Raw genomic sequence first — 26,195 nt, forward strand, 5'->3', positions numbered from 1 at the left:
TGAGATGAATTCAAAATCAGGATTGGTGTCGATAATAACCCCTGTTTATAACGCAGAAAGATTCTTAAAAAAAACCATCGAGAGCGTGCTTAATCAGAGTTATCAGAATTGGGAGTGGTTGCTAGTCAATGATTGCTCAAATGATATTAGTGTGAGAATAATTCAAGAATTTGCACAAGAAGATAGCCGTATTCAATTGGTTAATTTATCAAAAAACTCTGGTGCCGCAGTGGCAAGAAACAAGGGGCTTGAATTGGCTAGAGGTAGATATATTTCATTTATTGATAGTGATGATGTTTGGGAATATTGTAAGTTGGAGAAACAATTAGCATTTATGCAAGAAAAGGCGCTATATTTTACTTATACAAATTTTTCCTTAATAGATGAAAGTGGAGAAACCCTTAAAGAAACAGTAGATTTACCAGAACGTTTAGATTATAATGGCCTTCTAAAAAACACAGCCATTGCTTGCTCTACAGTAATGATTGATCGTGAAAAAATAGGAGACTTTAGAATGCCTTTAGTGCGGAAAGGACAAGACACAGCAACTTGGCTAATGTTAATGCGTGAACGAAAAATTGAAGCTTATGCTTTAAATGAAGTGCTTAATCACTATCGTCAAGTTTCTGGTTCTATTTCCTCCAACAAGCTTTCAGCTCTTAAGCGAACATGGTACACTTATCGCCATTTAGAAAAATTACCACTATATCAGTGCATATATTATTATAGTCATTATGTTTTTCAGGCAATTAAAAGGCGGTTATAATTTAACAAGCAATTATATAAGATAGCTAAATAAGGTTAGGAGACAAAAATGAATATATATCAAAATTTAATTGAAGGTAAAACAAAGTTAGCAGTTGTAGGTTTAGGGTATGTGGGTATGCCGATTGCCATAGAATTTGCTAAGCACATTGAAACAATTGGCTATGACAACAATGTTCATAAAGTGGAGCAATATTTGCAGGGTATCGATCCAACTCTAGAGGTTGGAGACGAAGCAGTCAAGAATACAAATTTAGCTTTCACCTACGACCAAAGTAGGCTAAAAGAAGCGAACTTTATTATTGTTGCGGTTCCAACGCCTATCAATCAAGATAAGACACCTAATTTAGATCCGGTTATTTCAGCCACAAGAACCGTAGGTAAAAACATGTCTAAAGGGACTTTAGTTGCTTATGAGTCAACGGTTTATCCTGGGGTTACTGAGGAAATGTGTATTGAAGAACTTGAAGAAAGTTCAGGATTAGTGCATGGTGTTGATTTTTGGGTAGGTTATTCACCTGAAAGAATTAATCCAGGAGATAAGGTCCATACTTTACCAAAAATTAAAAAGATCGTTTCTGCTACAACTGCTGATGCTTTAGATACAATGGCTAAAGTATATGAACTAGTAATTGAAGCGGGTGTTCATCGTGCACCAAGTATTAAAGTTGCTGAAGCCGCTAAAGTTGTTGAAAATAGTCAAAGAGATATTAACATTGCATTTATGAATGAGTTAGCTCTCGTTTTTGATCGAATGGAAATTGATTCGCAAGATGTTATTGATGCCATGAATACCAAATGGAATGCTTTAGGTTTCACACCAGGACTAGTGGGAGGACACTGTATTGGTGTAGATCCTTACTACTTTGTTTACGAGGCAGAAAACTTGGGCTATCATAGTCAGATTATTCTTTCTGGTCGCCAAATAAATGATCAAATGGGAGATTTTATTGGTGATAAGTTGATTAAGCTCATGGTTAAGGCGGGTAAAAAAGTAACAGACTCTAAAGTAGTTATTTTGGGTCTAACTTTTAAAGAACATACACCAGATACGCGCAACTCAAAAGTTGCCGATATTATCAATTATTTAAGGACTTTCGATATTGAGCCTGTTGTAGTAGATCCTTGGGCTGAATCAAGTGATGCCAAAGCAGAATATGATGTTGATTTAACAGCGTTCGATCAAGTTCAGGATGCGGATGCTGTTATCTTTGCAGTAGCTCATCAGGAATTTCGAGAACTAAATAATACAAGCATCGAAAAATTGTTTAATGCAAAATTATCACCTAAAGAAAGAGTTCTTATAGATGTCAAAAGCATACTGGATGCTGATTATTTTAAGGAAGCTGGCTATACTTTTTGGCGCTTATAATAATAGCTGGCTCTTAAGCACTTTATCGAACAGGATAAATAGTTTGAGAGTTTCCTTAAGTAGTTTGCGTATCAGAATGTTTATTATTGGAACACTTGATCCTTTGAAAACAAATATGAGGTGATAAAAATGAGTATTAAGAAAATTTTCTTAATATTTTTACTTCTACTTATTTTTCCTTTTGACAAAGCGGTGGCTTTAGCTAAATACAATTTACCAGAATTGAGTCAGATTGATGCGATAAAATCAAATGCTAGTGTTGATGAATTAATTGATTCAATTCCTGCTGAGGGAAATTTAAATGATCCCAATTTACTTTTGGTGAATCCAAGCAACCCAATCAACAATCAAATTGAAGTTGATTTAGTTACTTCAATTGAAGGAATTCCATATGCTGCTAACATTGAAGAAAAACTTAGTCAGCTGTTACAAGCAGGTTTGGAGGATGGTTATCTATTTACAATTATTTCAGGATACCGTTCGACAAATCAGCAAGCAGGGTTAGAAAGTTCTAGAAAACAGTCTTTAATGGCGGTCGGTTATAGTGAATCAGAAGCGAGATATTTAACCAATTTATATACAGCACCAGCAAATGCCACAGAGCATATGACTGGGCTCGCTATTGATATATTAGGTCAAGATTGGACCAGCATAGGAGGAGGCTTAACTGAAAATTATAGCGAAACGGCATCGGCCCAATGGTTAGTAGAAAATGCAGCCAATTTTGGGTTTATTTTAAGATACCCTCAAAATAAGACAGAAATGACTACTTTTAATTTTGAACCTTGGCATTATCGCTATGTAGGTCAACTAAATGCGCAATTTATGATGGAACATGGGCTTACTCTTGAAGAGTACCTAGCCCTTATTGAAGAACGTGACCGGCGTAAAAAAATTGAAAAAGTAAAACAAGCGGCTGAAAATCAAGCGGTTGATGAAGCAAAAAGGTGGTTAGAAGAACAAAAGAAAACGATTGATAAACTGTTTTATAACTCATCAACTGATTAAATGACAAAGAGCTTGTGACCGAAGTTAGCTAAAACACCGTCCTTAACACTGTTAAACAGCGTTAAGGACGGTGTTTTAGTTTTATTAAATAAACAAAGAGTTGCCTACCTTCTGTTTAATATAACCCTAAAAAGGACAAATGAGTAACAACTAATTTTTTAAAATGCATGATAAATCAAATTAACAATCCCTGCAGAAATCATAATCACGATGGGGTTAGCTTTAAACTTATTAAGTAATAGCATGGCTATAATAAAAATTACCAACATTAACCAATTAGGGTCCATCCAAACAACAGTCTCTTTTTGCCAAATAGCATTCACAAAAATTGATAAGCCCGAACTAGCTATTAAGGCAATCACTATAGGCCTAAGGATAAAAAGGGTATCTTGCATTAAACTTAGTTTTTGAAAACGCTGATAAAGATAGGCTAAAAAAGTCACGATAATTATCGATGGTAAGGTACAGCCGATAGTAGCAACTATTGCACCACTGACACCACCGATTTGAGTACCAATAAAAGTAGAGGCATTAATAGCAATTGGACCAGGTGTCATTTGTGAGATTGTAATTAGATGACCAAATTCTTCTAAAGATAGCCAATGCTCTTGGTGAACAACCAAGTCTTCAATCAAAGGCAAAGCAGCATAGCCACCACCAAAAGAAAGTAAGCCAATATTTAAAAAAGTAAGAAATAGTTCCCAATAAATCAAGTAATCACCTCTTCAAATAAGAATAAATAAAGCCACCACATAAAGAAATAAGAATTAACCATGAAATCGGGAAGTTAAAATAACTAACTAAAATGAGTGCGCTTATAAAAATGAGAATTAGATACTTTTCTTTTTGTTTAACAAGATCTTTGATCATGGTATAAACAACAGAAACAATTACCGCTGCTACTCCCGCTTGCATTCCTTCTAACATCCAAGCCACCCATTGATTTTCAATAAAGACCTGATAAAAATGTGCAATGATAGAGATAATTGCAAAAGGAGGAAGGATAGTGGCAAAAACAGTGGTGAGAACACCGAGCCATCCTGCTAATTGATAACCTACAATCACCGCGGCATTAATAGCGATTGCCCCTGGAGAAGATTGAGCGATTGCGATTAAATCGAGCATTTGATTTTCTTCAAACCAATGATAGTCATCAACAAATTGCTTTTTCATAAGACTTACAATTACATAACCTCCACCAAAGGTAAAAGCACTTAATAGAAAAGTCACTCTAAACAATTTGATATAAAATTTCAAATTTTTTTGCAAAAAATCACTCCTACAAGGAACTTGTAAAATCAGACAATTTAAATTATAGAAAGAAAAGTAAAAATTGTAAACTAGAGCTTAGGTATGACAAGAACATTTATAAGACCTATAATAGAATAGAAGATTATTGAGAGGAGAGAATTAATGAAAAAATTAGGAATTGTAGTAAATCCCATTGCTGGTATGGGAGGACGAGTTGGTTTAAAAGGTACCGATGGTAAAGATGTATTAACTGAGGCGATTAAGAGAGGAGCTAATCCTGAGGCCCCTTTAAAAGCCTTGAAAGCGCTCAAAGAATTAGCTCCTCTTAAAGAAGAATTAATTGTATATGTTGCTTCTGGTAAAATGGGAGAAGATTTAGTAAAAGAAACCGAATTGAATTATGAAGTGATTCATCAAATCGATGGTGACAGTATGGCGAAGGATACCATTCATTTAGTTGAAAAATTTCAAGAGAGAGAGGTGGATTTAATACTTTTTGCAGGAGGCGACGGAACGGCACGTGATATTGCTTCAGTTACTCAACTTGCTATTCCAACGATTGGGATACCAGCGGGTGTTAAGATTCATTCTCCTGTTTATGCAGTGACACCGGAACATGCCGGTAAGTTAGCTTTGAGGTATTTGAAAGACAAGGAATTGTCTCTAAAAGATGAGGAAGTTATTGATATTGAAGAAGATGCATTCCGTAGGGATGAAATAATTACTAAAGTCTATGGATACCTAAGTGTTCCTTATGATGAAAGTCATTTACAAAATTTGAAATCACCTACTCCTCAATCGGATGAGGCAGCAAGAGTTTCTATAGCGCTTGATATTATAGATAGAATGGAAGAAGATGTCTTCTACATTATTGGCTCTGGTTCAACAGTTGCTCCGGTAATGTTAGAGTTAGGTCTGGAACCAACATTATTAGGTGTTGATATCATTCGAAATAAAAAAGTTGTAAAAAAAGATGTCTATGAACAAGAGATTTTGGATATCATTGGGGACAAGCCAGCTAAATTGATTGTTACACCGATGGGTGGTCAAGGATATCTCTTTGGCCGAGGCAATCATCAATTATCTGACAAGGTTCTTGCCAAGCTAGATAAAGAGGATATTATAATCGTTGCAACACCAGGAAAATTAAACACCTTAAAAGGTCAACCGCTTTTAGTTTATACAGGTAATCGTGAAATTGATGAAAAATTAGCTGGTTATCATAAAATTTTACTAGGATACCATAACTCCAGAATGTATAAGGTAAGTGCAATTTAAGAAATAACGAAAATTTTGTGAAAAAAGATTAAGTTGACCAAGTGGTTATCACTATATTAATAACAACTTTCATCTATATCAATAGCGGTTGTGAAAAGCACAACTAACTTTCTTTATTGATAATATAAACAAATTTAGTACTTACTTACATAAAAATGTTTGTGAAAAAACCGAATTGCAAGCTAAAAATGCAATTTTTTAAAAACTGCCTGCAAAATGTAAGAGTTTCCTAACGTTTTATGGTATGATGAAAGATGCATAGAGATACTATGTGATTTATCTAAAGGGGGAAAAGATTTTAATGAAGACAGATATTCAAATCGCACAGGAAGCTAAATTGCAACCAATTGAAGATGTGGCTGCAAAGTTAGGTATTTCTAATGATGTATTAGAGCCTTACGGTAAAACAAAAGCTAAAATCGATTTTACTAAATTAGATATGGATAACAAGGACTTAGGAAAATTAATTCTTGTTACAGCGATTACTCCAACTCCTGCTGGTGAAGGTAAAACAACTACTTCAATCGGCTTGGCAGACGGAATGTCTAAAATTGGTAAGAAAACAGCAGTTGCTTTACGTGAGCCTTCATTAGGACCAGTATTTGGTATTAAAGGTGGAGCAGCTGGTGGTGGATACGCACAAGTTGTTCCAATGGAAGATATTAACTTACACTTTACTGGAGACTTCCACGCGATTGGAGCAGCAACTAACTTAATCGCTGCCTTATTAGATAACCACATCCACCATGGTAACGCATTAGATATTGATACAAACCGAATTGTATGGCGTCGTGTTGTCGACATGAACGATCGTCAATTACGTAATATTGTAAATGGATTAGGCCGTCGTGTTGATGGAGTAACACGTGAAGATGGTTACGACATCGTTGTAGCTTCTGAAGTAATGGCAGCATTCTGTCTATCTAATAATTTACAAGAATTAAAAGAAAAATTAGGTAATATGATCGTTGCTTACACTCGTAAAGATAATAAGCCAGTTACTGTTAAAGATATTAATGGTGCTGGAGCTGCAACTGCATTACTTAAAGATGCAATCAAGCCAAATATTGTACAAACTTTAGAAGGGACACCAGCTTTTGTGCACGGTGGACCATTCGCAAACATTGCTCACGGATGCAACTCAATTATTGCAACGAAACTAGCAATGAATTATGCAGATTACACAATTACTGAAGCTGGTTTCGGTGCAGACTTAGGTGCTGAGAAATTCTTAGACATCAAATGTCGTCAAGCAGGGATAGCTCCTTCAGCAGTTGTAATCGTTGCAACAATCCGTGCATTGAAGATGCATGGTGGAGTTGATAAAAAAGAATTAGGACCTGAAAATGTAGAAGCTTTACGTAAAGGTATGCCTAACTTAATGCGTCACATTAACAATATTAAGAATGTGTTCGGATTAAACCCAGTAGTAGCTATCAATGCGTTCCCAACTGATACAGATGCCGAAATTGAAGCATTACGTGAAGAATGTGAAAAAGAAGGCGTTAAAGTTGTTCTTTCAACTCACTTCTCTGATGGAGGTGAAGGTGCAACTGAACTAGCTAAGGCTGTAGTTGAAGCGTCTGAAAAAGAAAGCAACTTTAAGTTTGCTTATGATGTAGAAGCTTCTATCGAAGAAAAACTTGAAACATTAGTAACTAGAATCTACGGTGGTGCAAAAGTTGAGTTTACTTCAGTAGCTAAGAAGAAAATTAAGCAATTCACCGAGCAAGGACATGGTAAATTACCAATTTGTATGGCTAAAACGCAATATTCATTCTCCGATGATCCTAAATTATTAGGAGCTCCAGAAGGATTTACTGTTACTATCCGTGACTTAACCGTTTCTGCTGGTGCAGGCTTCCTAGTTGCTATGACAGGTGACATTATGAAGATGCCTGGCTTACCAAAAGAACCAGCTGCTAACCGTATTGATGTTGATGAAAAAGGTAACATTGAAGGATTGTTCTAAAAAGAATTGATTCTAAGATAAAATTAATAGTCGAGCGAGTAAATTTTTGCTCGTTCGACTTTTACAGTGTATTGAATAGAAAAGGGAGGATCTTATGGGTAAGATTTTAGATGGTAAAGAAGTTGGGAAAGCAATTCGCGAGCGTACTCGTCAAGAAGCAGAAGCTTTAAGAGAAAAAGGGATTGTTCCTAAATTAGTAGTGTTACGTGTCGATGAAAACCCTTCTTCCATGGCTTATGAAAAAAATGCTATGAAAGTAATGGAAAAATGTGGAATCGAAGCAGAAGCTCGTACTGAATTGGATGCTAAGACCACCGAAGATGTCTTAAAAATTATCGATGAATTAAATGCAGATAAATCTGTGTCAGGCGTTATCATTATGCAACCATTCCCGGAAGGAATTGAGCGAGCAGAAATTGCTGAGCGCTTAAATCCATATAAAGACGTAGATGCCTTGAACCCAATTAACTTAGGTAAGCTAATTAACAATGATCCAACTGCAATGGCTCCTTCTACAGCACAAGCTTGTATCGAAATTCTTGATTACTATGACTATGAATTAGAGGGTGCTGAAGTTTGTGTTATTGGTTCATCACCAGTTGTTGGTAAGCCATTAGCAGTTATGTTATCAAACCGTAATGCAACTGTTTCAAATACACATGTCTATACTAAAGACAACACTATCCACACTACTTTAGCTGACATTGTGGTCTCAGCTACCGGAGCTTTAGGACTTGTTGGCCCTGACTACATCAAAGAAGGTGCAACAGTAATTGATGTTGGCTTTGGTTACAAAGATGGTAAGGCAACTGGAGATGTTCGCTTTGATGAAGTTGAGCCTAAAGCAAGTGCTATCACTCCTGTCCCAGGTGGTGTTGGTTCTGTAACAACAGGTGTTCTGGCTTCACAAGTTGTTAAAGGTGCTAAGCTTCTAAATGGCTTAGAATAGGAGCGCGTAATGAAAGAATTAAAAGTCACAGAATTTATTGACAAGTTAGCTTCTAATGATCCAACTCCTGGTGGAGGGGCTGCAGCGGGCGTTACAGCTGGATTGGGTATTGGTGCTATTTTGATGGCTATGATTTTCTCGCAAAGTGATAAATTGTCTAAAGAGGATCAAACTTTTCTTGCTAAAAAAATTGAAGAGTTTGAAAAAAGTAAAGAGATTTTTGTGAACATTATCGACCGCGATGCAACTGAGTTTGAACCACTTTCTAAAGCGTATGGTATGCCGAGAGCAACAGACGTAGAAAAACAAGTGCGTAATGAAGCAATTCAAAGTGGGTTAGTAATTGCATCTCAACCTCCAGTTGACTTGATTTCAGAAGTCAGCCAAATTGTGGAGGGCTTTGACAAGGTTATTCCTTTAATTAAAAAAATCATCGTTTCCGATGTTGGTGTAGGTCTTCAAATGTTACGTTCGGCTGTTCAGGCTTCTTCATTAAACTTATATATTAATGGAGGACAGCTTAAGGATAAGGAAAAGCAAGAAGAGTATTATGAGCTTGCTAACAACAAGGTCGCTGAATTGTCCTCTCAATTAGATGAATACTACACACAAGTCAAAGATATTTTAATCAAGTAAGGCGAAGGAGATAGTATAATGACAAACGTTCAATTAGATAAAAATGGATTGAAAAAAACACCTATGTATGACTATTACATCGAAAAAGGATGCAAGATTACAGATTTTGGTGGATGGGGATTACCAATTCAAATCACCAAAATTGCTGAGGAGCACGAGGCAGTTCGTAATGCAGTAGGTTTATTTGACGCTTCACATATGGGAGAGGTGCGTGTTAAATCGGCTAAGATGAATGCTTATGACTGGTGGAACGGATTAATCACTAATGATGTGCATAAAGCTACTTTCAACGGAAAAGCTCAATATACCGCTGTATGTAAAGAAGATGGCGGCATCTTAGATGATTTGATTTATTACCGCCGCAATGATGACGAGTTTGTTGCAACTCCAAATGGCTCTAACCGTGAAAAGATTGTTCAATGGATGCATGATCATAATCAAGAGGGTCAAGTTGAGATCACAGATGAAACTTATGACTGGGGATTAATCACTGTTCAAGGACCAAATGCTGAAGAATTATTGGCTCGCATTACAGATACTAACTTGAAAGAGATTGAATATTATTCTTATAAGCAAGATCAAGTAGTAGCTGGTTTTGATCGTGTTCAAATCTCACGTACTGGTTATACCGGTGAAGAAGGTTTCGAACTATATATTCCAGCTGAACATATGCTTGAGATTTGGAAGAAATTAGTTGAAGAAGGTCAAGATTTAGGTGTTAAAGAATGTGCGCTAGGAGCACGTGATACTTTACGCCTTGAAGCTGGTTTACCACTGTATGGCAATGACTTCGATGAGAGCGTCAACCCAATCGCAGGTGGTATTGCATTTGCAGCACCAAAAGCTAAAGAAGCAGATTACATCGGAAAAGAAGCAATTGCTGCTTATCGCGCCGGCGATAAGAAAGAAGCGTCTCGAGGATTTAAGATTGACGGCAAACAAATCGCTCGTCATGGTATGGAAGTTAAAAATCAAGAGGGTGAAGTGATTGGGGTAGTAACATCAGGAACGAAATCACCTACATTAGGATACCCTCTAGGTTTCATGCGTGTTGCCACTGATTATAAAGTTGGTGATAAAGTAATTATCGATATCCGCGGTAAAGAAATTGAAGCAGAATTAACTAAGAAAGACTGGTTAGCTGCTAGTAAGTAAATTTAAACTAAAGTGGTTTCATTTTTGTTAAATGTTTGATAAAATGAGCACATAAACAATTTTAAGAAAAGGGGTCATTTATAATGTCACAAGTATTTTTTACAGAAGAACACGAGTTTATTGAAATTTTAGCACCTAACAAAGCACGTGTAGGTATCACTGCTTTTGCTGCAGAGCAATTAGGAGATATCGTTCACGTTGAATTACCAGAAGTCGACGATGAATTCGATGCTGAAGAAGAAATCGCAACAGTAGAATCTGTTAAATCTGTATCTGAAGTATACGCACCTTTTGCAGGTAAAGTAGTTGCGGTGAACGAAGAGTTAGAAGATGCACCAGAATCAGTTAACGAAGATGCTCAAGGTAAAGGATGGTTCTTCGAAATTGAAACTGAAGAAGACATCGATACATCAGAATTCTTAACTGAAGAGCCAGCTGAATAATCATAAATTTTAAAGGTTTGTTTATTAGAGTGACTCTATGTCACTCTAATATTTAAGTCAAAATTGCTATTAATTTAAAAAGTACGAATTAAAGAAAAAAATAGACTAAGGAGCAGATCATGGCAAAATTTAGATATTTACCTAACACAGACCAAGACCGCCAAGCAATGCTAGAAACAATTGGCGTTAAAGATATTATGGATATCTTCTCTGACTTGCCAGAAAATGTACGCCGTACAGGCAAAATGAACTTACCTGAACCACTTTCTGAATTGGAAATTGTTAAAGAACTGACTAGAATGTCGGCTCTAAACACTTCGTCCAGTCAAATGCCTTTTTTCTTAGGTGCTGGAACGTATGACCACCATGTACCTTCGATTGTTAATCATATTATTATGCGTCAAGAGTTCTTAACTGCTTATGTTCCCTACCAACCAGAAGTATCTCAAGGAGAATTGCAAGCATTATTTGAATGGCAAACAATGATTGCTGAACTGACAGGTATGGATTTGGCAAACTGTGGTATGTATGATGGATATAACGCAGTTTCCGAAGCAGCAAACCTTGCGTTTAACCATGTTAAGAAGTCTAAAAAAGTATTAGTTTCTAAAGGGTTAAACCCACAAGCAATTGAAACTGTAAAAACTTACGGTTTCGGTAAAGATTACGCTGTTGAAGAAATAGCACTTGAAAATGAAGTCACAAGTCTTGAAGATTTAAAAGCTAAATTAGATGCTGAAGTAGCGGCAGTTATTGTTCAATATCCAAACTTCTTTGGATCGGTTGAGGATTTAAAAGCAATTAAGTCAGCTTTAGAAGGAACAAAAACATTGTTAATTGTTTCTGCTAATCCATTAGCTCTTGGAAAACTAGAAAAACCAGGTGCTTTTGGAGCAGATATTACTGTTGGAGATGTTCAGCCTTTCGGTATACCAATGTCTTTAGGTGGCCCTCACTGTGGTTACTTTGCCGTTAATGACAAGTTAATGCGTAAGATTCCTTCGCGTATTGTCGGGGAAACAGTAGATGAAGAAGGTAGACGTGGATTCGTTATGACCCTTTCTACACGCGAGCAACATATCCGTCGTGAAAAGGCAACCTCTAACTACTCTTCAAACCAAGCTTTATTCGCTTTAGCATCATCTATTGCTATGTCAGCATACGGTAAGGTTGGTATTCAAGAATTAGCACAGGCTAATATCAATAATACACATTATCTTGCGAAAGAACTAAAAGCAGCAGGTTTTGAAGTTCTTAACACTAGACCGTTTTTCAACGAGTTTGTTATCAAACTAAATAAAGATGTACGTCAAGTCAATAAAGAATTATTTGAAAAAGGATTTGTTGGTGGCTTTGATGCTTCAAAAGCAATTGGTGTTGATAATGCCTATCTACTTTGTGTAACTGAAAAGCGTACCAAAGAAGAAATGGATAAATTTGTAACTGCTTTAGTGGAGGTGGCAAAATAATGATCTTACAAGATTATGATAAATTGATTTTTGAAATTTCGCAAGAAGGGCACACAGCTTATGATTTGCCAGTTTCTGAAGTAGAAGAGTATGACTTATTATCAGAATTAGGAGAATATGCACGTCAAGAACCTGCGCGTTTACCAGAAGCTTCTGAACTACAAATTGTACGTCACTATACAGCACTTTCAAACCGTAACTTTGGTGTTGAATCAGGTCCTTATCCATTAGGATCATGTACAATGAAGTATAATCCAAAGATTAACGAAGATGTAGCTGCTATGGATGGCTTTGCGAATATTCATCCTTTACAAGATCCAGACACTATTCAAGGTGCACTACAATTAATGTATGAATTACAAGAATATTTGAAGGAAATCACTCAATTTCCAGCATTAACTTTACAACCAGCTGCAGGTGCTCAAGGTGAGTTAGCAGCAATATTAGCTTTTAAAGCTTATTTTGAATCCATTGGAGAATTGGAGCAACGTCGAGTAATACTAATTCCTGACTCTGCTCACGGAACAAACCCAGCCACAGCTATGGTAGCTGGTTTCGAAACGGTTGAGCTTCCTTCCACTCCAGAAGGGATTATTGATGTCGAGGCAGTGCGTGCTGCTGTAGGGCCAAATATTGCCGGTATTATGATTACAAACCCATCAACAGCTGGTTTGTTTGAAAAAGATGCTAAGGAAATTGTAGATATTGTTCACGAAGCGGGTGGACTTGCTTATTATGATGGTGCAAACTTAAATGCTATTATGGGATTAACTTCTCCAGGTGCAATGGGCTTTGACGCTTGTCACTTGAACTTACATAAGACCTTTACTGGACCTCATGGTGGTGGAGGACCAGGATCAGGACCAATTGGCGTTGTGGATAAATTAGCACCATTTATTCCTGGACCCAATGTGGTAAAAAATGGCGACAAATATGAGCTTGAAACACCTGAGAAATCTTATGGTCGTATCAAAGGAAACTTTGGAAACTTTGGTGTAAACGTTCGTGCTTATACATACATTCGCTCAATGGGAGCTGAAGGATTACGTCGTGCTTCTGAAGATGCTGTTCTTAATGCTAACTATTTACGAGTACGTGTTAATGAATACTTTGATGCACCATTCCCTAACTTCAACAAAAACGACTTTGTATTGGACTTAAGTCGTCACAAGAAAGATTATGGAGTAACAGCTAAAGATGTTGGTAAGCGACTTTTAGACTTTGGTATTCATGCTCCAACAACTTACTTCCCATTGCATGTTAATGAATGTTTAATGGTTGAGCCGACTGAAACAGAATCTAAGCAAGACTTAGATTATGTAGCAGATATCTTAATTAAGATTAATCAAGAGGCTATTAATAATCCTGAAATTGTTCAAACAGCTCCACATAATACACCTGTAAGACGTTTGGATGAAGCAGGAGCTTCTCGTAAGCCAGTTCTAAAATATACTTTTGAGAAACATGAATCAGAATCTGCTGAAGTAGAATAAAAAAATCAAAATCAACTGATCTCGGTCAGTTGATTTTTTGATGGATATAATTTAAAATGTTAAATTGTAACAGCTTCAATTTATTATCATTCATTTCTATATAAACATATTAGAAGGTGGTTTGTCCATGCAAACAGAAAAGGCTATTGAATCCGATATTAATCAACTTTTAGAAAAAATGAAGAAGGGTAAAGTTCGTATAACTCCTCAAAGACGAGCCATCTTAAAAACAATCTTGACAAAAGTCAAGCATCCAAGTGTTGAAGAGATTTACCAGCAAGTTCAACAAGACTATCCACAAATGAGTTTAGCAACAGTTTATAATAATGTTCGTGCTTTTGTGAATGCAGGCATTTTACAAGAGTTGAACATTGATGAAAAAACAAAACACTATGATATTAATGTGCATCCCCACGGACATACAATTTGCGAAGCTTGTGGAAAAATTGAAGATGTTTTTTTAAATCAATTTAATGATATATACACCGAAATAAAAGAGTTAGGTAAATTTAAGGTAAGAGCGATGGAAGTATCCTTTTATGGGTTTTGTCAAGAGTGTTATGAGAAAGAAGCACAAAACAATTAAAGAAAACTGCCAACTTGTTGAATAAGTTGGCAGTTTTTTTGCTATGTACTATCTATATCGTATACCCATTACTTTCTCCATACGAGCCAATGTCTGAGAAGCTGTTTCATTAGCTTTAGTTGCACCTATAGAAAGAATATCATAAAGTTCATCGCTTGCGATTAGCTGATTATAACGCTTTTGAATAGGCTCTAAGACAGATACAACTAAATCAGCTAAGTCTGATTTAAAGCGACCATAACCTAAGTCATGATATTGATTAACGATCTTTTTAATTGGCTGTTCACTTAAGCTTGCGTAAATTTCAATTAAGTTGGATAAACCAGCTTGGTTAGCCGTGTCATAATTAACGACTCCAATTGAATCAGTAACAGCTGATTTAATTTTCTTAATGATTTGACCCGGTTCATCCAACATTGAGATTTTACTTTTTTCATTTTCATCTGATTTGGACATTTTTCGACTTGGGTCTTGCAGACTCATAACTCGCTTACCAGCATTTGGATAAATAGGTTCTGGTTTAACTAATATGTCTTCTCCGTAGCGGTTGTTAAAACGGTCTACAAAATTTCTTGTTAATTCAATATGCTGACGCTGGTCATCACCTACTGGAACATATTTAGCATCATAAAGAACTATATCACCAACCATTAATGCCGGGTAACAAAGTAAGCCAGCACCAACTGATTCTTGTTTAGCAGACTTGTCTTTATATTGTGTCATTCGTTCTAGCTCACCTACGCCAATCTGACAGGTAATGAGCCAAGCAATTTGAGAGTGAGCAGGTACTTCTGATTGTACGAATACTGTGGATTTGTTCGGATCGATACCAATCGCTAAATAAAGGGCAGCTAGTTGCTTAGTTTGTCTTACCAATATTTCAGGGTCCTGTGGGACTGTGATGGCATGTTGATTCACAATACAATAGGTTGCTTGATATTTATCTTGTAAATCAACAAATGATTTCATGGCTCCAATATAGTTTCCAAGAGTAGGTATGGAGGATGGTTGTACACCGGAAAAAATGGTCTCTTTCATGATCTTCCTCTTTCTAATGGCTTATATTTACATTAATAATTATAACCTATCTAAAATTAAATGCTAGCTTTTATGAAAAAAGATTGAGTGTTTTCACAAACTGGCAGTTTTTCATCAGTAATTCTAATAAATGTCACACACTAATCATTGATTATAGTTTGCTTTAAAGCATTTTTGTTGCTATAATTCTATATGTAGTACTAAATACTTTGTGAAACTCACTTATTGTATCGAATAGATTTGATTGTTAAATGATAAAATCTTAAGTTCAATAATTGAATATGTACGTGTCTTTAAGAGAGAAGAATGTTCACAAGAGAGGATGATCTTTTAATGGTAACATTATATGTAACTCCAAGTTGCACGTCATGTAGAAAAGCCCGTTCATGGCTAGAAGAAAATAATATTGCATTCGAAGAGCGCAATATTTTCACTGAACCTTTAACGATAAACGAAATAAAAGGTATTTTGCGTATGACAGAGGAAGGGACAGAGGATATCGTTTCAACTCGGTCAAAAGCCTATTCAGAATTAGATGTAGAAATCAGCGAATTACCTTTAAATGATTTTTTTGAGTTAGTTCAAAATCAACCAGGTTTGTTGCGTCGACCAATTATTTTAGATGATAAACGCATTCAGATTGGTTACAACGAGGATGAAATCAGACGTTTCTTGCCTCGAGAAGTAAGAGCTCGCGCATTGCGTCACGCTCGTGCTTTGGTAAATGAATAAACAAAAATTTGAGCCTTCGGGCTCTTTTTTTGAATAAATAGAATTGCATTGGATAAGCTTGCATAGACAATGTATTTTTGCTAAAATTACGGAACATGACATAATGCTTGGTATGTCTGTTTGTAAGTAGTATAATGGATAAGAAGGTGGAGGTGAATTGCTATGGAAATGGAGCATATAAATGATAACCTAATTAAAGTTCTAATTGGATCTGAGGATCTAGAAGAACGGGGTATCGACTTTTTAGACCTAATAGGGGACCAATCACGGATTGAAAAATTCTTTTACTCAATTTTAGAAGAAGTGGATATTGACCATCATTTTCACGATTCAGAAGCTGTGACATTCCAAGTGATTCCTAACAGCGAAGGCTTAGAATTGTATATTAGCCGTGCCAATGTTGAGGAACTTGATGAGGTTTGGGAAGATGAACTAACGAAGCGTCTTAAAGAACGCAAAGAAATGTCCCTGAAGGAATCCTCTAGTGAAAATATGACCGATTCAACTGCTGAATCGAATCAACAAGTAAGCTCCTCTACTAATAAGAAAACTAAGAAGACGGCGATTGAGTCGATGATGAATTTATTTAATCCTAAGTCTGAGTCAAAAGATGAAGACTTATCACAAGAGCAACCTATTGAAGGAGTCATTCGTTTTAGTTCATTGGATAATTTTTTAAGACTAGCTCGTGAAATACCAAGCGAATTGCTAGTTTCAGATCTATATTATATGAATTCGCATTATTTCTTGATTCTCTATGATTTAGAACGAACAGTAAGTAAAGATAAACTTGCAACTAAGTTATTGACTCTCTTCGAGTTTGGAGAAATATCAATGGTCACTGCATCTGTTCTAGCAGAACACGGTGAGTTATTAAGAAAAGAAGATGCACTCTTCTTCTTTGGAAATCAATTTTAAATCAATTAAACACCTAACCCCCTTTAGATCTGTATTTCAGATTAAAGGGGGGGTTATTAATGTACGCGGCAATAAATCAATTTGGTGAGTTAATCTATGCAAAAGAAGCAAAAAAGGATCAGATTTATGTTTGTCCGTACTGCTTAACTAAAGTAGTTTTAATTAATAAAGAAAAAGGGCGTTCTTACTTCCGACATTTAAAAGCTTGTTCATTAGATATTAAAAATGAGGGTACTTATTTAAAATTTGGTTTAAAAGAGACTCACAGAGGAGAAAGTAAAGAACATAAGCAGGCCAAAAATTTATTACGAGATAATTTCCGAAACTTTGGCTATGAATGTGCGCAAGAGGTTATTTTTGAAAAAATAAATCAGATTGCTGATCTTATGGTCGAAGATAGCTCCTGCGCTTGGATAGTTGAGTATCAAAAATCAGTCATTTCATCAATTGATATGGATAAAAGACAAAAAAATTATCAAGCACTCGGTTTTCAAGTTCAATGGTTAATTGATGATTATTATTTTAAACAACGGGGCTTAAGTACATGGGTTCGACGTTGTATCGCATATTCAAAGAAACTTGGTTATCACGTTTGGACTTTAGATTTAAATCAGTACGAATTAAAATGTTATCACCATATACCTTTAGTTTATAGTTTAAATAATTTAGATATTAAGCTTACAAGCTATTCTTATAAAGAAAATTGGCTATTGGCACTTAATGGAAGCTTAAAAGCAAAGAGCGATGTGAAAAATATTTATTTGAAAAGAAGCGAGTCTAGGAGTATTTCTCTAATTGACTATTCTTTTATTATTCAATCAATAAAATCCAATCTTTCTTATCGTGTTTTCTTAAACCAGCTCTACAACTATCAAATTAACTTGGAAGAAATACCCAGATGGGTTTTTAATAATTGGCAGGTGCAAGCGATGAAAGAGCCTGGCTGGCTGATTTGGATTTGGGCCTTTGAATCAATGTTATGGCTGAATAGAAATTTGAAAATCAACCCTGAAGGAGAGGGGTTAAACTTTTCTTCCTTTTCCTCGAGGATGAATGAACATTTAGATAACAACCACTTTAGTATGTTTCACTTTCCTTTAATGGGCCAATCTAAAACTATATTAGAAGAAACTTTATATATTCTTTATTATGTTCTAAAAAGATTAATGGAGTAAAAACGATTTGTTAGAGAGTCAGAAAAAATTTTTTTAAATCATCTAATTAATTAATGATACCGTTCCCATTTAGGATCTAATTATGATAAACTAAGATTATCATAAGAAAAGGGAGTAATGTTATGTCTACACATAAAGCACGTAAGCGTTCTGAGATAGAAGAAAAATATACCTGGGATTTGTCATCCATGTATAAAGACCAAGAAGCTTTTGAATCGGATTTTACAAAGGCTCAACAAATGATTGGTGATTTGAAGGACTTAGAGGGCACGCTAGGTCGAAGTGCAGATCAGCTTGTTAAAGCGATTGAAACGATGAAAGAAACTGAGAGAATCGTTGAAAACTTATATGTTTATAGTCACTTAATCAGTGATCAAGATCAAACCGTTTCTGCTTCACAAAGCTTACAAGCGCGTACATTGCAATTAATTACTGAATTTGATGGAGCTACAGCTTTCTTTGATCCTGAGCTTTTAGCGATTGATGAGGAGAAACTACAGGAATTTATTAAGACCAATGAGTCATTAAAAAAATACCGTCAGTTTCTAGATAATGCAGTACGTTTTCGCCCACACACTTTAAGCCATGCAGAAGAGCTTTTGTTGGCTAAAGCGGGTGAAATTTTTGCCACACCAAGCAAAACATTTGGCTTATTGACTGATGCCGATTTGAGGTTTCCTACTATCAAGGATGAAGAAGGCCATGAAGTAGAGTTAACGCACTCGGTTTATGGAAAGATGCTTGAATCTTCTGACCGTCGCGTTAGAAAAGAAACTTTCCAAAAATATTATAGTATTTTCGACCAATTTAAAAATACATATGCTAGCTTAATTTCTAGTCAAATGAAAGCTCATAATTATCAAGCAAAAGTACGTCACTTTGACTCTGCTCGACAAGCTGCTCTTTTCCAAAACAATGTGCCAGAGTCAGTGTATGATACATTGTTAGAGGCTGTTCATTCACGTTTAAATCTTTTACATCGTTATGTAGCACTTCGTAAAGACTTACTAGGTGTTGAAGATTTAGAAATGTACGATATGTATACACCTTTATTAGGTGAAGCTCCAATTAAAGTGACTTATGAAGAGGCGCAGTCGATTATTTTGGAAGCTGTAAAACCAATGGGTGAAGACTATGTGGCAATAATGAAGGAAGCTTTTGCTGACCGTTGGATTGACCTTTATGAAAATATCGGTAAACGATCAGGAGCTTATTCTTCAGGAACCTATGATTCTAAGCCATATATTTTAATGAACTGGCAAGACTCAATTAATCACCTTTATACCTTAATTCATGAGCTAGGGCATTCTGCACACTCATACTTAAGTCGCAATAACCAAGAGCATATCTATTCTGGTTATTCTATTTTCTTAGCAGAAATTGCGTCGACTACTAATGAAAACTTATTAACTTATTACTTATTAGACAAATATAAAGATCCCGAAATTCGTCTATTCATCTTAAATCATTTCTTAGACGGAGCTAAAGGTACCGTCTTCCGACAAACACAGTTTGCTGAATTTGAACACTTTATGCATACTGCAGATGCTGAAGGCACACCTTTAACACAGGAGTTTCTTTCAGAAAATTATCGTGAGTTAAATGCTAAATACTACGGGGAGGCAGTTAATTCAGATTCTGAGATTGTGCTAGAGTGGTCACGTATTCCTCACTTCTACTATAATTATTATGTTTTTCAATATGCCACAGGATTCTCGGCAGCAACTTACTTTGCAGCTAAAATCTATCAAGGAGATAAAGAAGCTTTAGAGAATTACAAAGGTTTCTTAAAGTCAGGGTCTTCTAAATATGCTGTAGATACTATGAAAGACGCTGGCTTAGATATGACTCAAGCAAATTATATTTTAGCGACGCTTGATGTTTTTGAAGAAAGGCTCGATGAGTTTGAGTCAATCTTGAAAGAACACCGTTCATAATCAGAAAAGTTTTAAATAAATACCCCCCTCAATAGACGAATACCTATTGAGGGGGTTGTGTGTTTAGCAAGCTATTATTTTTTTGTGGGAAATAGGCCTCTAAGCGATAGATTGGGTGACCTTTGGCTGAGAATTTTTCCTCGTATTCAGTTTGTATGTTTCCTTGAAAATCGCTATGATGAAGATCTAACCATACTTGACGAAAAACGAAACCATATTGACTCATAGAAGCTAAAGAATACTGAAAGAGACTCATATTATCTGTCTTGAAATGAATATCCCCATCAAGTTTTAAAATTGTTTGGTATTGGCTTAAAAATTTAGGGGAAGTTAAACGTCGTTTAGTATGACGAGCCTTGGGCCAAGGATCAGAAAAGTTAAGATATACACGGTTGACTTCTCCATCACTAAAGAAATGGTTCAAATCGCCACCGTGGGCATTAATAATTTGTAAATTTTCTAGTTGGGTATTTAGTTGTAAATCCAGAATAGAAACAGCTACTGAAGTTTGTAATTCGATGGCAATATAGTTGATGTTAGGATGGGCTTTAGCCATTTCAACTATAAATTGTCCTTTACCTGATCCAACTTCAATATGAATGGGTTGATTTTTAGCAAAACGCTTTTGCCATTCCCCCTTAAAGTCTTGGGGATTTTGAGTAACATATTTTGGATAGGCCTTTAATTTATCAGCGGCCCATGGTTTATGACGTAATCTCATAGTCTCTCCTTTTTAATTTTCATAGATGTTTTTTAGCAAAACAACAGTTTCATTGACTTGATAATGACGATCTTCTGCATAATATTCTTTAATCAGATTAAGGCAAGCTAGGAGACTGTACCATTTTACCCGTTTTTGAAAGGAGTCAGTAATAGGAAATTCATAGAGATTAAACCATTGCATCCATTCTGTAGGTGAAAAATAATGACAAAGTAGATAGCAGATATCAAATAGTGGATCAGCAATTTTAACATTATCCCAATCGACTAAGTATAAATGTTGGTCATTTGTTAACAAAAAGTTATTATGATTAAGATCTCCGTGACAGATGCAGTAGTCTATCTCTAAAAAATCTCGATCAATCATGTGCTCCATCTGCTGGATAATATGATTAAAATAGCTGTGAAACTTTAATGAATGGGGTAGACCTTGATAATAATCCTTTATTAAATCTAGAGGAGACGACTCCTGAGCTTTTGCGCGTTTGAGTAGATTCAAAAGAGAATCGTTTTGGTGGATAGAGCGGATCAAATCAATGACTTCTTGGTTAGCCATATCCTGTTTATTTAATAATTGACCCTCCTCCCATTCTTGAGCAGTTAATATGTCTCCCGTATAAGTTCTTTGAGTCCATTTTAGTTTAGGGGTAATACCTTCAGCAGCTAAAGCAGCGATAAAGGGCGAGGTGTTACGTTTAAAAAAGACTTTTTCGTCTTTACTGACGCCCATATAAGCTTGACCAGTGTTTCCGCTCAATGGGGTTATTTGCCATTCTTCACTATCATGGTACATAACCTCGCTCCTTTCATTAAAGTGATACTCTTTATTCTAACATGCTAATCTTTTAGGTCAACAGCTTTTATTTTTGATTATAAATAATAATATATAGATTATTTTAAAAGTATAAATGGATTAGTAAAATTTGAACATAAGAAAAAGCACCTTAAAGTGCTTAGAAAATGTATGTAAGTTAAGCTTCGAAGGTATTTAAAATTTCTCCAGTATAGATATCTGCAACAAAGTGGTAGTGAACGATCTGGTCATTTTCCTTACGTGAGATGCCTCCTGTGTATACCAATGGACGGGAATTGTAGGTAGTATATTCAATAGGGTCATAATCGATCCAAGAACCTGTGATTTCTCCTTCAAGCGCGAAGGCTTCACGAATACTTTCTAATACCTTACCAGCGTTTAAGGGGCGATTTTCCTTATATAATAGCGTACCTGCAGCACCAATAACAATTCCAGATATCAACACAATTGTTCCTAGTAAGCTGTAATTTTTGTTTTGAGACATATCTTTCCTCCTATTTGTGATAAGTAATCTAACTTCTTATCGCTTTTGAAACTTATCTTGATCATACCATAAATTTTATTTAAAGAATACTTTTCAAACTTGTACGCCAATTGCTTTTAAAGTATTTTTGTGACAGAATAAAAGGAGAATAATAAGTCAAATAAAGATGAGGAGGGTGTGGCTTAGCCACAAATTTTATGAACGATCAAACTTTTGCCTTAATAAAAAAGTTAACTGAATTACAAGGAATCTCAGGTCACGAAAAACGTGTTAGAGACTTCATGCATCAAGAAATGTCTCCGCTTGTTGATGAAATACATCAGTCTAGTTTAGGAAATATCTTTGGTATCAAACATAGTAAGAAAGAGGGAGCACCTCGTTTAATGGTGGCAGCGCATATGGATGAAGTGGGCTTTATGGTTCGTGAAATTACCGATCGAGGCCTTTTCAGAGTAGTCCCAATTGGTGGATGGAACCCTTATGTGATTTCAGCCCAACGCTTTACGTTGCAAACTAAAAAAGGCGATTATCCGATTGTATCTGGAGCAGTTCCTCCTCATCTCTTAAGAGAAAAAGGCGCTAAATCACAGCTTAAGGCTGATTCTATTCTTTTTGATGCAGGATTTACTTCTAAGGAAGAAGCAGAAGAATTTGGAGTGAGATTAGGCGATCCAATTGTACCCCAAGTGGAAACTATTAAGACAGCAAACGGTAAATCAATTCTGTCTAAAGCATGGGATAACCGTTATGGATGTACAGTTGTATTAGAAACGCTTCGTGAAATTCAAAATGAAGAACTCAATAATGAATTAATTATTGGAGCAAGTGTTCAAGAAGAAGTTGGTTTAAGAGGTATTAGAGGGGGCGTTCATGAATTCCAACCGGATCTTTTTGTAGCGGTGGACTGTTCACCAGCAAATGATATTGAAAAAGCGACTCAAAGTGAAGGGCAATTAGGTGGAGGGTTCTTACTGAGAATCCAAGATCCTGGTATGATTACTCACAAAGGCTTGCGCGAGTATATTGAAGATACTGCAAACACCCATAATATTCCCTACCAATGTTTCTTCTCTAAAGGTGGTACTGATGCTGGAGCTGCTCATACTATGAATAAGGGTGTTCCTAGTGCAGTGATTGGAGTTCCAGCACGTTATATTCACGGCCATCAAACTTTATTTACTATCTCAGATTATGAAGCAGCCAAAGAAATGCTCTTGCATTTAGTACGTAATTTTGATCGCACGACTTATGAAACGATTATTAAATCATAAAAGGAGCAATTAAATGAAAAGTTTAGCATTTTATAATAAAGAAGGAATTGGCGATGTACTTCTTTTAACTAATGGAATAACGGATGAAGATCATCTCAGCTACGAACGCAAAGGGGATGTTACCATAATTAGAGATCAGACAAATGATCAAGTGATGGGTATTAATATTCATCGTTTATCTAAGCATTTTAAAGTGGAGGGTCAAGGTCTTGTTAAATTAAATAAAGAACAAGAAATGCTGGTTAAAAACCTCATTAAAGAGGCAGGCTTTGATTTAGAGGTCGAAATCGATCGAGAAGAAAAATTTGTGGTTGGATTCGTTGAAGAATGTCAAGCTCACGAAGATTCTGACCATTTAAATATTACTCAAACACGAGTGAGCGAAGATGAAGTCTTACAAATTGTTTGTGGAGCAGCTAATATTGCGCAGGGTCAAAAAGTTTTAGTGGCCAAATCAGGTGCAGTGATGCCTTCGGGCGCAATTATATGGCCTGGTGAATTACGAGGCGTTCCTTCTAGAGGTATGATTTGTTCTACCCGAGAGCTTGGTTTAGAAGATATTCAAAATGATCCAGGCATCTGGGTATTGCCGAATCATTTTGAAGTAGGAACAAGTTTAGCAGAAGTAATTCAAAGCTATTAATTTAGAGAAAAATCACAAAGGAGATCGCTATGACTTCTGAATATAAAGGTCCAGCTTTCAAAAAAGGTCATCACTTAGCTGGAAACAAGAAAAGAAAATTTCATCTTGGTATGGGGAGTCATCGTAGTTCTGAACACGCTTTAGAAGAGCCCGCTTTTAAAAAGGTTCAAAAGAAGATAGAATCTAATAGAATGTCAGATAGACCTTCTGATCGGTGGTTTGAATCCGGTTCAGGAATATTAGAAAGCTTTTCAGACAAACCACTATCATCCTCTTATCAAACAGCTTATGGACGGGAAGCAAAGCATTACCGACTTGAAAAAGCTAGTCAAGCCATGCAAAGCAAGAAAACTTTAGATGAACAGTTTGAAAATGAGCCAAATGAGACAAAGTTTTCTTATGCTTATGATATTCCTTTCTTGCATAATAAAGATTATCGTAGGAATAATATGGAAAACAAATTGCAAAAGGATTATAATAACTCATTGTCTACAAGCGAAAGAGAAAAAACTAAACAAGGCAATCAAGTAATAGAAGAACGTTTAGCCAATATTGATCATTCCTTGAAAGCAGTTCAACGGATGCAAGAAGGGCATCAAGAGTGTTGGACTATGAAAAAAGTTGACCGTCAGATACTCAAACGTTTAGTGAAAGACAAGCAATCCTTTCTCTTGTTTACTAAGGAGGATAATGAATAATGTTAGATAAAAATACTGTTTATCACTTTGTGGGAATAAAAGGCTCTGGTATGTCTGCCCTTGCTTTGGTTTTACATGGTGAAGGATACCATGTACAAGGCAGTGATGTAGCTACTTATTTCTTTACACAACAAGAATTAGAAAATCAATCCATCAAAATTCTAGAATTTTCAGCCGATAATATCCAAGCGAGGCAAACGATTATAGCAGGCAATGCATTTAATGATGAACACCCTGAGTTAGTGAAAGCGAGAGAATTAGGTCTACCTATTTATCGCTACCATACCTTTATTGGTGACTTATTAAAACAATACACTTCAATTGCTGTCACAGGTTCACACGGTAAGACTTCTACGACTGGTTTGCTGGCCCATACTTTAAAAAAACTAGCTCCTCTTTCTTATCTCATTGGTGATGGTACGGGTTTTGGCGATGAAGAATCTACCTATTTTGCCTTAGAGGCTTGTGAATATCGCCGTCATTTCATGGCCTATCAACCTGATTATGCGATTATCACCAATATTGATTTCGACCATCCAGACTATTATCAATCCATTGAAGATGTCTTTTCAGCCTTTAATGACTTTAGCCACCAAGCAAAAAAAGGAATTATCGCTTGGGGGGATGACCCATTTTTATCTAAATTGCAATCAAATGTTCCTGTCTATCGCTATGGCCTCAATGATAACCAAGAGTTTTATACTGATAATATTCAACGTACGCCAAAAGGCTCTGATTTTGACGTATATATTAAAGGAGAAAAATTTGGACACTTTCACCTTCCTGCTTATGGCGAGCATAATATTTTAAATGCCTTAGCGGTTATTACCTTACTCTATTTAGAAGGATTTAAGGCTAAAGACATTGCTGAACAAATGGCAAGCTTTCAGGGGGTAAAGCGTCGTTTTTCAGTAAGACAAGTTGAAGATTTAATTATTATTGATGACTATGCCCACCATCCAAGTGAGATAAAAGCAACAATTGATGCGGCTCAACAAAAATATCCTAATCGACGGGTAGTAGCAATCTTTCAACCCCATACTTTCAGTCGTACCGTAGCTTTGCTTAATGAATTTGCTGAAGCTTTATCAATTGCAGATCATGTTCATTTAGTTGATATTTTTACTTCAGCTAGAGAACAATCAGGTGATGTCAAAATTGAAGATTTAGCTAGAATGATTAATGAAAAAGTTGAAATTATTTCGAAAGATCATCTTTCACCGCTTATGGATTACAAAGATGAAGTCCTTTTATTCATGGGAGCGGGAGATATCGACCATTTAGCTCGTCAATTTGAAACAGCCTATGCGAGTCTTCATGTAAAAAATTTATAATGTAATTTGATTCTTAAAGCCAGCGAATTCGTTGGCTTTTTGCATAAATAAAGG

General features: G+C 35.9%; 26 protein-coding genes. 20 read left to right on the forward strand and 6 right to left on the reverse strand.

Features of this window, described 5'->3' with window-relative positions; translation table 11 throughout:
• Positions 1 to 4: 4 nt before the first annotated feature.
• The 3 genes from ACQV2S_RS03345 to ACQV2S_RS03355 all read left to right on the forward strand — a co-directional run bounded on the left by ACQV2S_RS03345 (position 5) and on the right by ACQV2S_RS03355 (position 3,145).
• Entirely contained in the window at positions 5 to 766 is a 762-nt protein-coding gene (locus tag ACQV2S_RS03345) for a glycosyltransferase family 2 protein (protein WP_428885017.1), read from the forward strand.
• Between the two features lie 48 nt (positions 767 to 814).
• Entirely contained in the window at positions 815 to 2,137 is a 1,323-nt protein-coding gene (locus ACQV2S_RS03350) for a nucleotide sugar dehydrogenase (protein WP_428873589.1), read from the forward strand.
• A 129-nt stretch (positions 2,138 to 2,266) separates the two neighbouring features.
• Positions 2,267 to 3,145: a M15 family metallopeptidase gene (locus ACQV2S_RS03355; protein WP_428874865.1), complete on the forward strand. Its 879-nt coding sequence runs from the start codon at positions 2,267 to 2,269 to the stop codon at positions 3,143 to 3,145.
• Between the two features lie 158 nt (positions 3,146 to 3,303).
• Here ACQV2S_RS03355 and ACQV2S_RS03360 read toward each other — a convergent pair whose 3' ends face one another.
• Both ACQV2S_RS03360 and ACQV2S_RS03365 read right to left on the reverse strand, forming a co-directional pair.
• Positions 3,304 to 3,858 carry a chromate transporter gene (locus ACQV2S_RS03360; protein ID WP_428873591.1) on the reverse strand — a complete coding sequence of 185 codons (555 nt, stop codon included), beginning with the start codon at positions 3,856 to 3,858 and terminating at the stop codon, positions 3,304 to 3,306.
• A 4-nt stretch (positions 3,859 to 3,862) separates the two neighbouring features.
• Positions 3,863 to 4,414 carry a chromate transporter gene (locus tag ACQV2S_RS03365; RefSeq protein WP_428873592.1) on the reverse strand — a complete coding sequence of 184 codons (552 nt, stop codon included), beginning with the start codon at positions 4,412 to 4,414 and terminating at the stop codon, positions 3,863 to 3,865.
• A 144-nt stretch (positions 4,415 to 4,558) separates the two neighbouring features.
• On the opposite strand from ACQV2S_RS03365, the gene ACQV2S_RS03370 reads away from it, so the two are divergent.
• From ACQV2S_RS03370 to ACQV2S_RS03410, 9 genes are all read left to right on the forward strand, one after another.
• Positions 4,559 to 5,674 carry an ATP-NAD kinase family protein gene (locus tag ACQV2S_RS03370; RefSeq protein ID WP_428873593.1) on the forward strand — a complete coding sequence of 372 codons (1,116 nt, stop codon included), beginning with the start codon at positions 4,559 to 4,561 and terminating at the stop codon, positions 5,672 to 5,674.
• Positions 5,675 to 5,975: 301 nt separating this feature from the next.
• Positions 5,976 to 7,646, forward strand: a complete 1,671-nt coding sequence (locus ACQV2S_RS03375; RefSeq protein ID WP_428873594.1) for a formate--tetrahydrofolate ligase — start codon at positions 5,976 to 5,978, stop codon at positions 7,644 to 7,646.
• A 94-nt stretch (positions 7,647 to 7,740) separates the two neighbouring features.
• Positions 7,741 to 8,595, forward strand: coding sequence for a bifunctional 5,10-methylenetetrahydrofolate dehydrogenase/5,10-methenyltetrahydrofolate cyclohydrolase (locus ACQV2S_RS03380; RefSeq protein ID WP_428885018.1), 855 nt, complete (start codon positions 7,741 to 7,743; stop codon positions 8,593 to 8,595).
• Between the two features lie 9 nt (positions 8,596 to 8,604).
• Complete coding sequence (locus tag ACQV2S_RS03385; protein ID WP_428885019.1) at positions 8,605 to 9,231, forward strand: cyclodeaminase/cyclohydrolase family protein; 627 nt, start codon at positions 8,605 to 8,607, stop codon at positions 9,229 to 9,231.
• Between the two features lie 18 nt (positions 9,232 to 9,249).
• A complete protein-coding gene (gcvT, locus tag ACQV2S_RS03390; protein WP_428885020.1) occupies positions 9,250 to 10,386 on the forward strand; it encodes a glycine cleavage system aminomethyltransferase GcvT in 1,137 nt (378 codons plus the stop codon).
• An 83-nt stretch (positions 10,387 to 10,469) separates the two neighbouring features.
• A complete protein-coding gene (gene gcvH, locus ACQV2S_RS03395) occupies positions 10,470 to 10,829 on the forward strand; it encodes a glycine cleavage system protein GcvH (protein WP_428873598.1) in 360 nt (119 codons plus the stop codon).
• A 119-nt stretch (positions 10,830 to 10,948) separates the two neighbouring features.
• The gene (gene gcvPA / locus ACQV2S_RS03400; RefSeq protein ID WP_428873599.1) at positions 10,949 to 12,298 is read left to right on the forward strand and encodes an aminomethyl-transferring glycine dehydrogenase subunit GcvPA; all 1,350 of its coding nucleotides are present in this window, start codon (positions 10,949 to 10,951) and stop codon (positions 12,296 to 12,298) included.
• On the forward strand, positions 12,298 to 13,791 hold the full coding sequence (gene gcvPB, locus ACQV2S_RS03405; protein ID WP_428873600.1) for an aminomethyl-transferring glycine dehydrogenase subunit GcvPB: 1,494 nt from the start codon (positions 12,298 to 12,300) through the stop codon (positions 13,789 to 13,791). The genes gcvPA and gcvPB overlap by 1 nt, the downstream gene beginning before the upstream one ends.
• 127 nt (positions 13,792 to 13,918) lie before the next feature.
• Positions 13,919 to 14,377 carry a Fur family transcriptional regulator gene (locus ACQV2S_RS03410; RefSeq protein WP_428874863.1) on the forward strand — a complete coding sequence of 153 codons (459 nt, stop codon included), beginning with the start codon at positions 13,919 to 13,921 and terminating at the stop codon, positions 14,375 to 14,377.
• A 48-nt stretch (positions 14,378 to 14,425) separates the two neighbouring features.
• Here ACQV2S_RS03410 and trpS read toward each other — a convergent pair whose 3' ends face one another.
• Positions 14,426 to 15,415 carry a tryptophan--tRNA ligase gene (gene trpS / locus ACQV2S_RS03415; RefSeq protein ID WP_428885021.1) on the reverse strand — a complete coding sequence of 330 codons (990 nt, stop codon included), beginning with the start codon at positions 15,413 to 15,415 and terminating at the stop codon, positions 14,426 to 14,428.
• A 333-nt stretch (positions 15,416 to 15,748) separates the two neighbouring features.
• On the opposite strand from trpS, the gene spxA reads away from it, so the two are divergent.
• From spxA to pepF, 4 genes are all read left to right on the forward strand, one after another.
• On the forward strand, positions 15,749 to 16,147 hold the full coding sequence (spxA, locus tag ACQV2S_RS03420) for a transcriptional regulator SpxA (RefSeq protein ID WP_428873603.1): 399 nt from the start codon (positions 15,749 to 15,751) through the stop codon (positions 16,145 to 16,147).
• Between the two features lie 162 nt (positions 16,148 to 16,309).
• Positions 16,310 to 17,065, forward strand: a complete 756-nt coding sequence (locus ACQV2S_RS03425; protein WP_428873604.1) for an adaptor protein MecA — start codon at positions 16,310 to 16,312, stop codon at positions 17,063 to 17,065.
• 59 nt (positions 17,066 to 17,124) lie between these two features.
• The gene (locus ACQV2S_RS03430) at positions 17,125 to 18,240 is read left to right on the forward strand and encodes a competence protein CoiA (protein ID WP_428874860.1); all 1,116 of its coding nucleotides are present in this window, start codon (positions 17,125 to 17,127) and stop codon (positions 18,238 to 18,240) included.
• Positions 18,241 to 18,362: 122 nt separating this feature from the next.
• Positions 18,363 to 20,177, forward strand: a complete 1,815-nt coding sequence (gene pepF / locus ACQV2S_RS03435) for an oligoendopeptidase F (RefSeq protein ID WP_428874859.1) — start codon at positions 18,363 to 18,365, stop codon at positions 20,175 to 20,177.
• A gap of 43 nt (positions 20,178 to 20,220) precedes the next feature.
• Here the strand turns inward: pepF and trmB are convergent, their stop codons facing one another.
• The 3 genes from trmB to ACQV2S_RS03450 all read right to left on the reverse strand — a co-directional run bounded on the left by trmB (position 20,221) and on the right by ACQV2S_RS03450 (position 22,195).
• The gene (gene trmB, locus ACQV2S_RS03440; protein ID WP_428874857.1) at positions 20,221 to 20,898 is read right to left on the reverse strand and encodes a tRNA (guanosine(46)-N7)-methyltransferase TrmB; all 678 of its coding nucleotides are present in this window, start codon (positions 20,896 to 20,898) and stop codon (positions 20,221 to 20,223) included.
• Between the two features lie 12 nt (positions 20,899 to 20,910).
• Positions 20,911 to 21,690 (reverse strand): phosphotransferase family protein, encoded by a 780-nt coding sequence (locus tag ACQV2S_RS03445; RefSeq protein WP_428873608.1) that lies wholly within the window; start codon positions 21,688 to 21,690, stop codon positions 20,911 to 20,913.
• A gap of 178 nt (positions 21,691 to 21,868) precedes the next feature.
• Positions 21,869 to 22,195 (reverse strand): hypothetical protein, encoded by a 327-nt coding sequence (locus ACQV2S_RS03450; RefSeq protein WP_428873609.1) that lies wholly within the window; start codon positions 22,193 to 22,195, stop codon positions 21,869 to 21,871.
• 197 nt (positions 22,196 to 22,392) lie between these two features.
• Between ACQV2S_RS03450 and pepA the strand changes: the two genes are divergently transcribed.
• Genes pepA through murC form a run of 4 tightly spaced genes read left to right on the forward strand, consistent with a single transcriptional unit; the run spans position 22,393 to position 26,141 of the window.
• Positions 22,393 to 23,466, forward strand: a complete 1,074-nt coding sequence (pepA, locus tag ACQV2S_RS03455; RefSeq protein WP_428885022.1) for a glutamyl aminopeptidase — start codon at positions 22,393 to 22,395, stop codon at positions 23,464 to 23,466.
• 13 nt (positions 23,467 to 23,479) lie between these two features.
• Positions 23,480 to 24,109, forward strand: coding sequence for a YtpR family tRNA-binding protein (gene ytpR, locus ACQV2S_RS03460; protein ID WP_428873611.1), 630 nt, complete (start codon positions 23,480 to 23,482; stop codon positions 24,107 to 24,109).
• A 29-nt stretch (positions 24,110 to 24,138) separates the two neighbouring features.
• Positions 24,139 to 24,807, forward strand: coding sequence for a hypothetical protein (locus ACQV2S_RS03465; RefSeq protein WP_428873612.1), 669 nt, complete (start codon positions 24,139 to 24,141; stop codon positions 24,805 to 24,807).
• Positions 24,807 to 26,141, forward strand: a complete 1,335-nt coding sequence (gene murC / locus ACQV2S_RS03470) for a UDP-N-acetylmuramate--L-alanine ligase (protein ID WP_428873613.1) — start codon at positions 24,807 to 24,809, stop codon at positions 26,139 to 26,141. Before ACQV2S_RS03465 ends, murC begins: the two co-directional genes overlap by 1 nt.
• The last annotated feature ends 54 nt before the right edge of the window (positions 26,142 to 26,195 follow it).

The organism is Facklamia sp. P13064, assembly GCF_050409425.1.
Taxonomy (GTDB): domain Bacteria; phylum Bacillota; class Bacilli; order Lactobacillales; family Aerococcaceae; genus Facklamia.

What these genes read in the sequence shown, in the direction of transcription:
- ACQV2S_RS03410 (WP_428874863.1), top strand. Translation starts at nt 13,919, where the DNA reads ATGCAAACAGAAAAGGCTATTGAATCCGATATTAATCAACTTTTAGAA.
- trpS (WP_428885021.1), bottom strand. Translation starts at nt 15,415, where the DNA reads ATGAAAGAGACCATTTTTTCCGGTGTACAACCATCCTCCATACCTACT.
- ytpR (WP_428873611.1), top strand. Translation starts at nt 23,480, where the DNA reads ATGAAAAGTTTAGCATTTTATAATAAAGAAGGAATTGGCGATGTACTT.
- ACQV2S_RS03450 (WP_428873609.1), bottom strand. Translation starts at nt 22,195, where the DNA reads ATGTCTCAAAACAAAAATTACAGCTTACTAGGAACAATTGTGTTGATA.
- ACQV2S_RS03380 (WP_428885018.1), top strand. Translation starts at nt 7,741, where the DNA reads ATGGGTAAGATTTTAGATGGTAAAGAAGTTGGGAAAGCAATTCGCGAG.
- spxA (WP_428873603.1), top strand. Translation starts at nt 15,749, where the DNA reads ATGGTAACATTATATGTAACTCCAAGTTGCACGTCATGTAGAAAAGCC.
- gcvPB (WP_428873600.1), top strand. Translation starts at nt 12,298, where the DNA reads ATGATCTTACAAGATTATGATAAATTGATTTTTGAAATTTCGCAAGAA.
- gcvPA (WP_428873599.1), top strand. Translation starts at nt 10,949, where the DNA reads ATGGCAAAATTTAGATATTTACCTAACACAGACCAAGACCGCCAAGCA.
- ACQV2S_RS03385 (WP_428885019.1), top strand. Translation starts at nt 8,605, where the DNA reads ATGAAAGAATTAAAAGTCACAGAATTTATTGACAAGTTAGCTTCTAAT.
- ACQV2S_RS03375 (WP_428873594.1), top strand. Translation starts at nt 5,976, where the DNA reads ATGAAGACAGATATTCAAATCGCACAGGAAGCTAAATTGCAACCAATT.
- ACQV2S_RS03355 (WP_428874865.1), top strand. Translation starts at nt 2,267, where the DNA reads ATGAGTATTAAGAAAATTTTCTTAATATTTTTACTTCTACTTATTTTT.
- ACQV2S_RS03345 (WP_428885017.1), top strand. Translation starts at nt 5, where the DNA reads ATGAATTCAAAATCAGGATTGGTGTCGATAATAACCCCTGTTTATAAC.
- ACQV2S_RS03445 (WP_428873608.1), bottom strand. Translation starts at nt 21,690, where the DNA reads ATGTACCATGATAGTGAAGAATGGCAAATAACCCCATTGAGCGGAAAC.
- ACQV2S_RS03430 (WP_428874860.1), top strand. Translation starts at nt 17,125, where the DNA reads ATGTACGCGGCAATAAATCAATTTGGTGAGTTAATCTATGCAAAAGAA.
- murC (WP_428873613.1), top strand. Translation starts at nt 24,807, where the DNA reads ATGTTAGATAAAAATACTGTTTATCACTTTGTGGGAATAAAAGGCTCT.
- gcvH (WP_428873598.1), top strand. Translation starts at nt 10,470, where the DNA reads ATGTCACAAGTATTTTTTACAGAAGAACACGAGTTTATTGAAATTTTA.
- gcvT (WP_428885020.1), top strand. Translation starts at nt 9,250, where the DNA reads ATGACAAACGTTCAATTAGATAAAAATGGATTGAAAAAAACACCTATG.
- ACQV2S_RS03425 (WP_428873604.1), top strand. Translation starts at nt 16,310, where the DNA reads ATGGAAATGGAGCATATAAATGATAACCTAATTAAAGTTCTAATTGGA.
- pepA (WP_428885022.1), top strand. Translation starts at nt 22,393, where the DNA reads ATGAACGATCAAACTTTTGCCTTAATAAAAAAGTTAACTGAATTACAA.
- ACQV2S_RS03350 (WP_428873589.1), top strand. Translation starts at nt 815, where the DNA reads ATGAATATATATCAAAATTTAATTGAAGGTAAAACAAAGTTAGCAGTT.
- ACQV2S_RS03370 (WP_428873593.1), top strand. Translation starts at nt 4,559, where the DNA reads ATGAAAAAATTAGGAATTGTAGTAAATCCCATTGCTGGTATGGGAGGA.
- trmB (WP_428874857.1), bottom strand. Translation starts at nt 20,898, where the DNA reads ATGAGATTACGTCATAAACCATGGGCCGCTGATAAATTAAAGGCCTAT.
- pepF (WP_428874859.1), top strand. Translation starts at nt 18,363, where the DNA reads ATGTCTACACATAAAGCACGTAAGCGTTCTGAGATAGAAGAAAAATAT.
- ACQV2S_RS03465 (WP_428873612.1), top strand. Translation starts at nt 24,139, where the DNA reads ATGACTTCTGAATATAAAGGTCCAGCTTTCAAAAAAGGTCATCACTTA.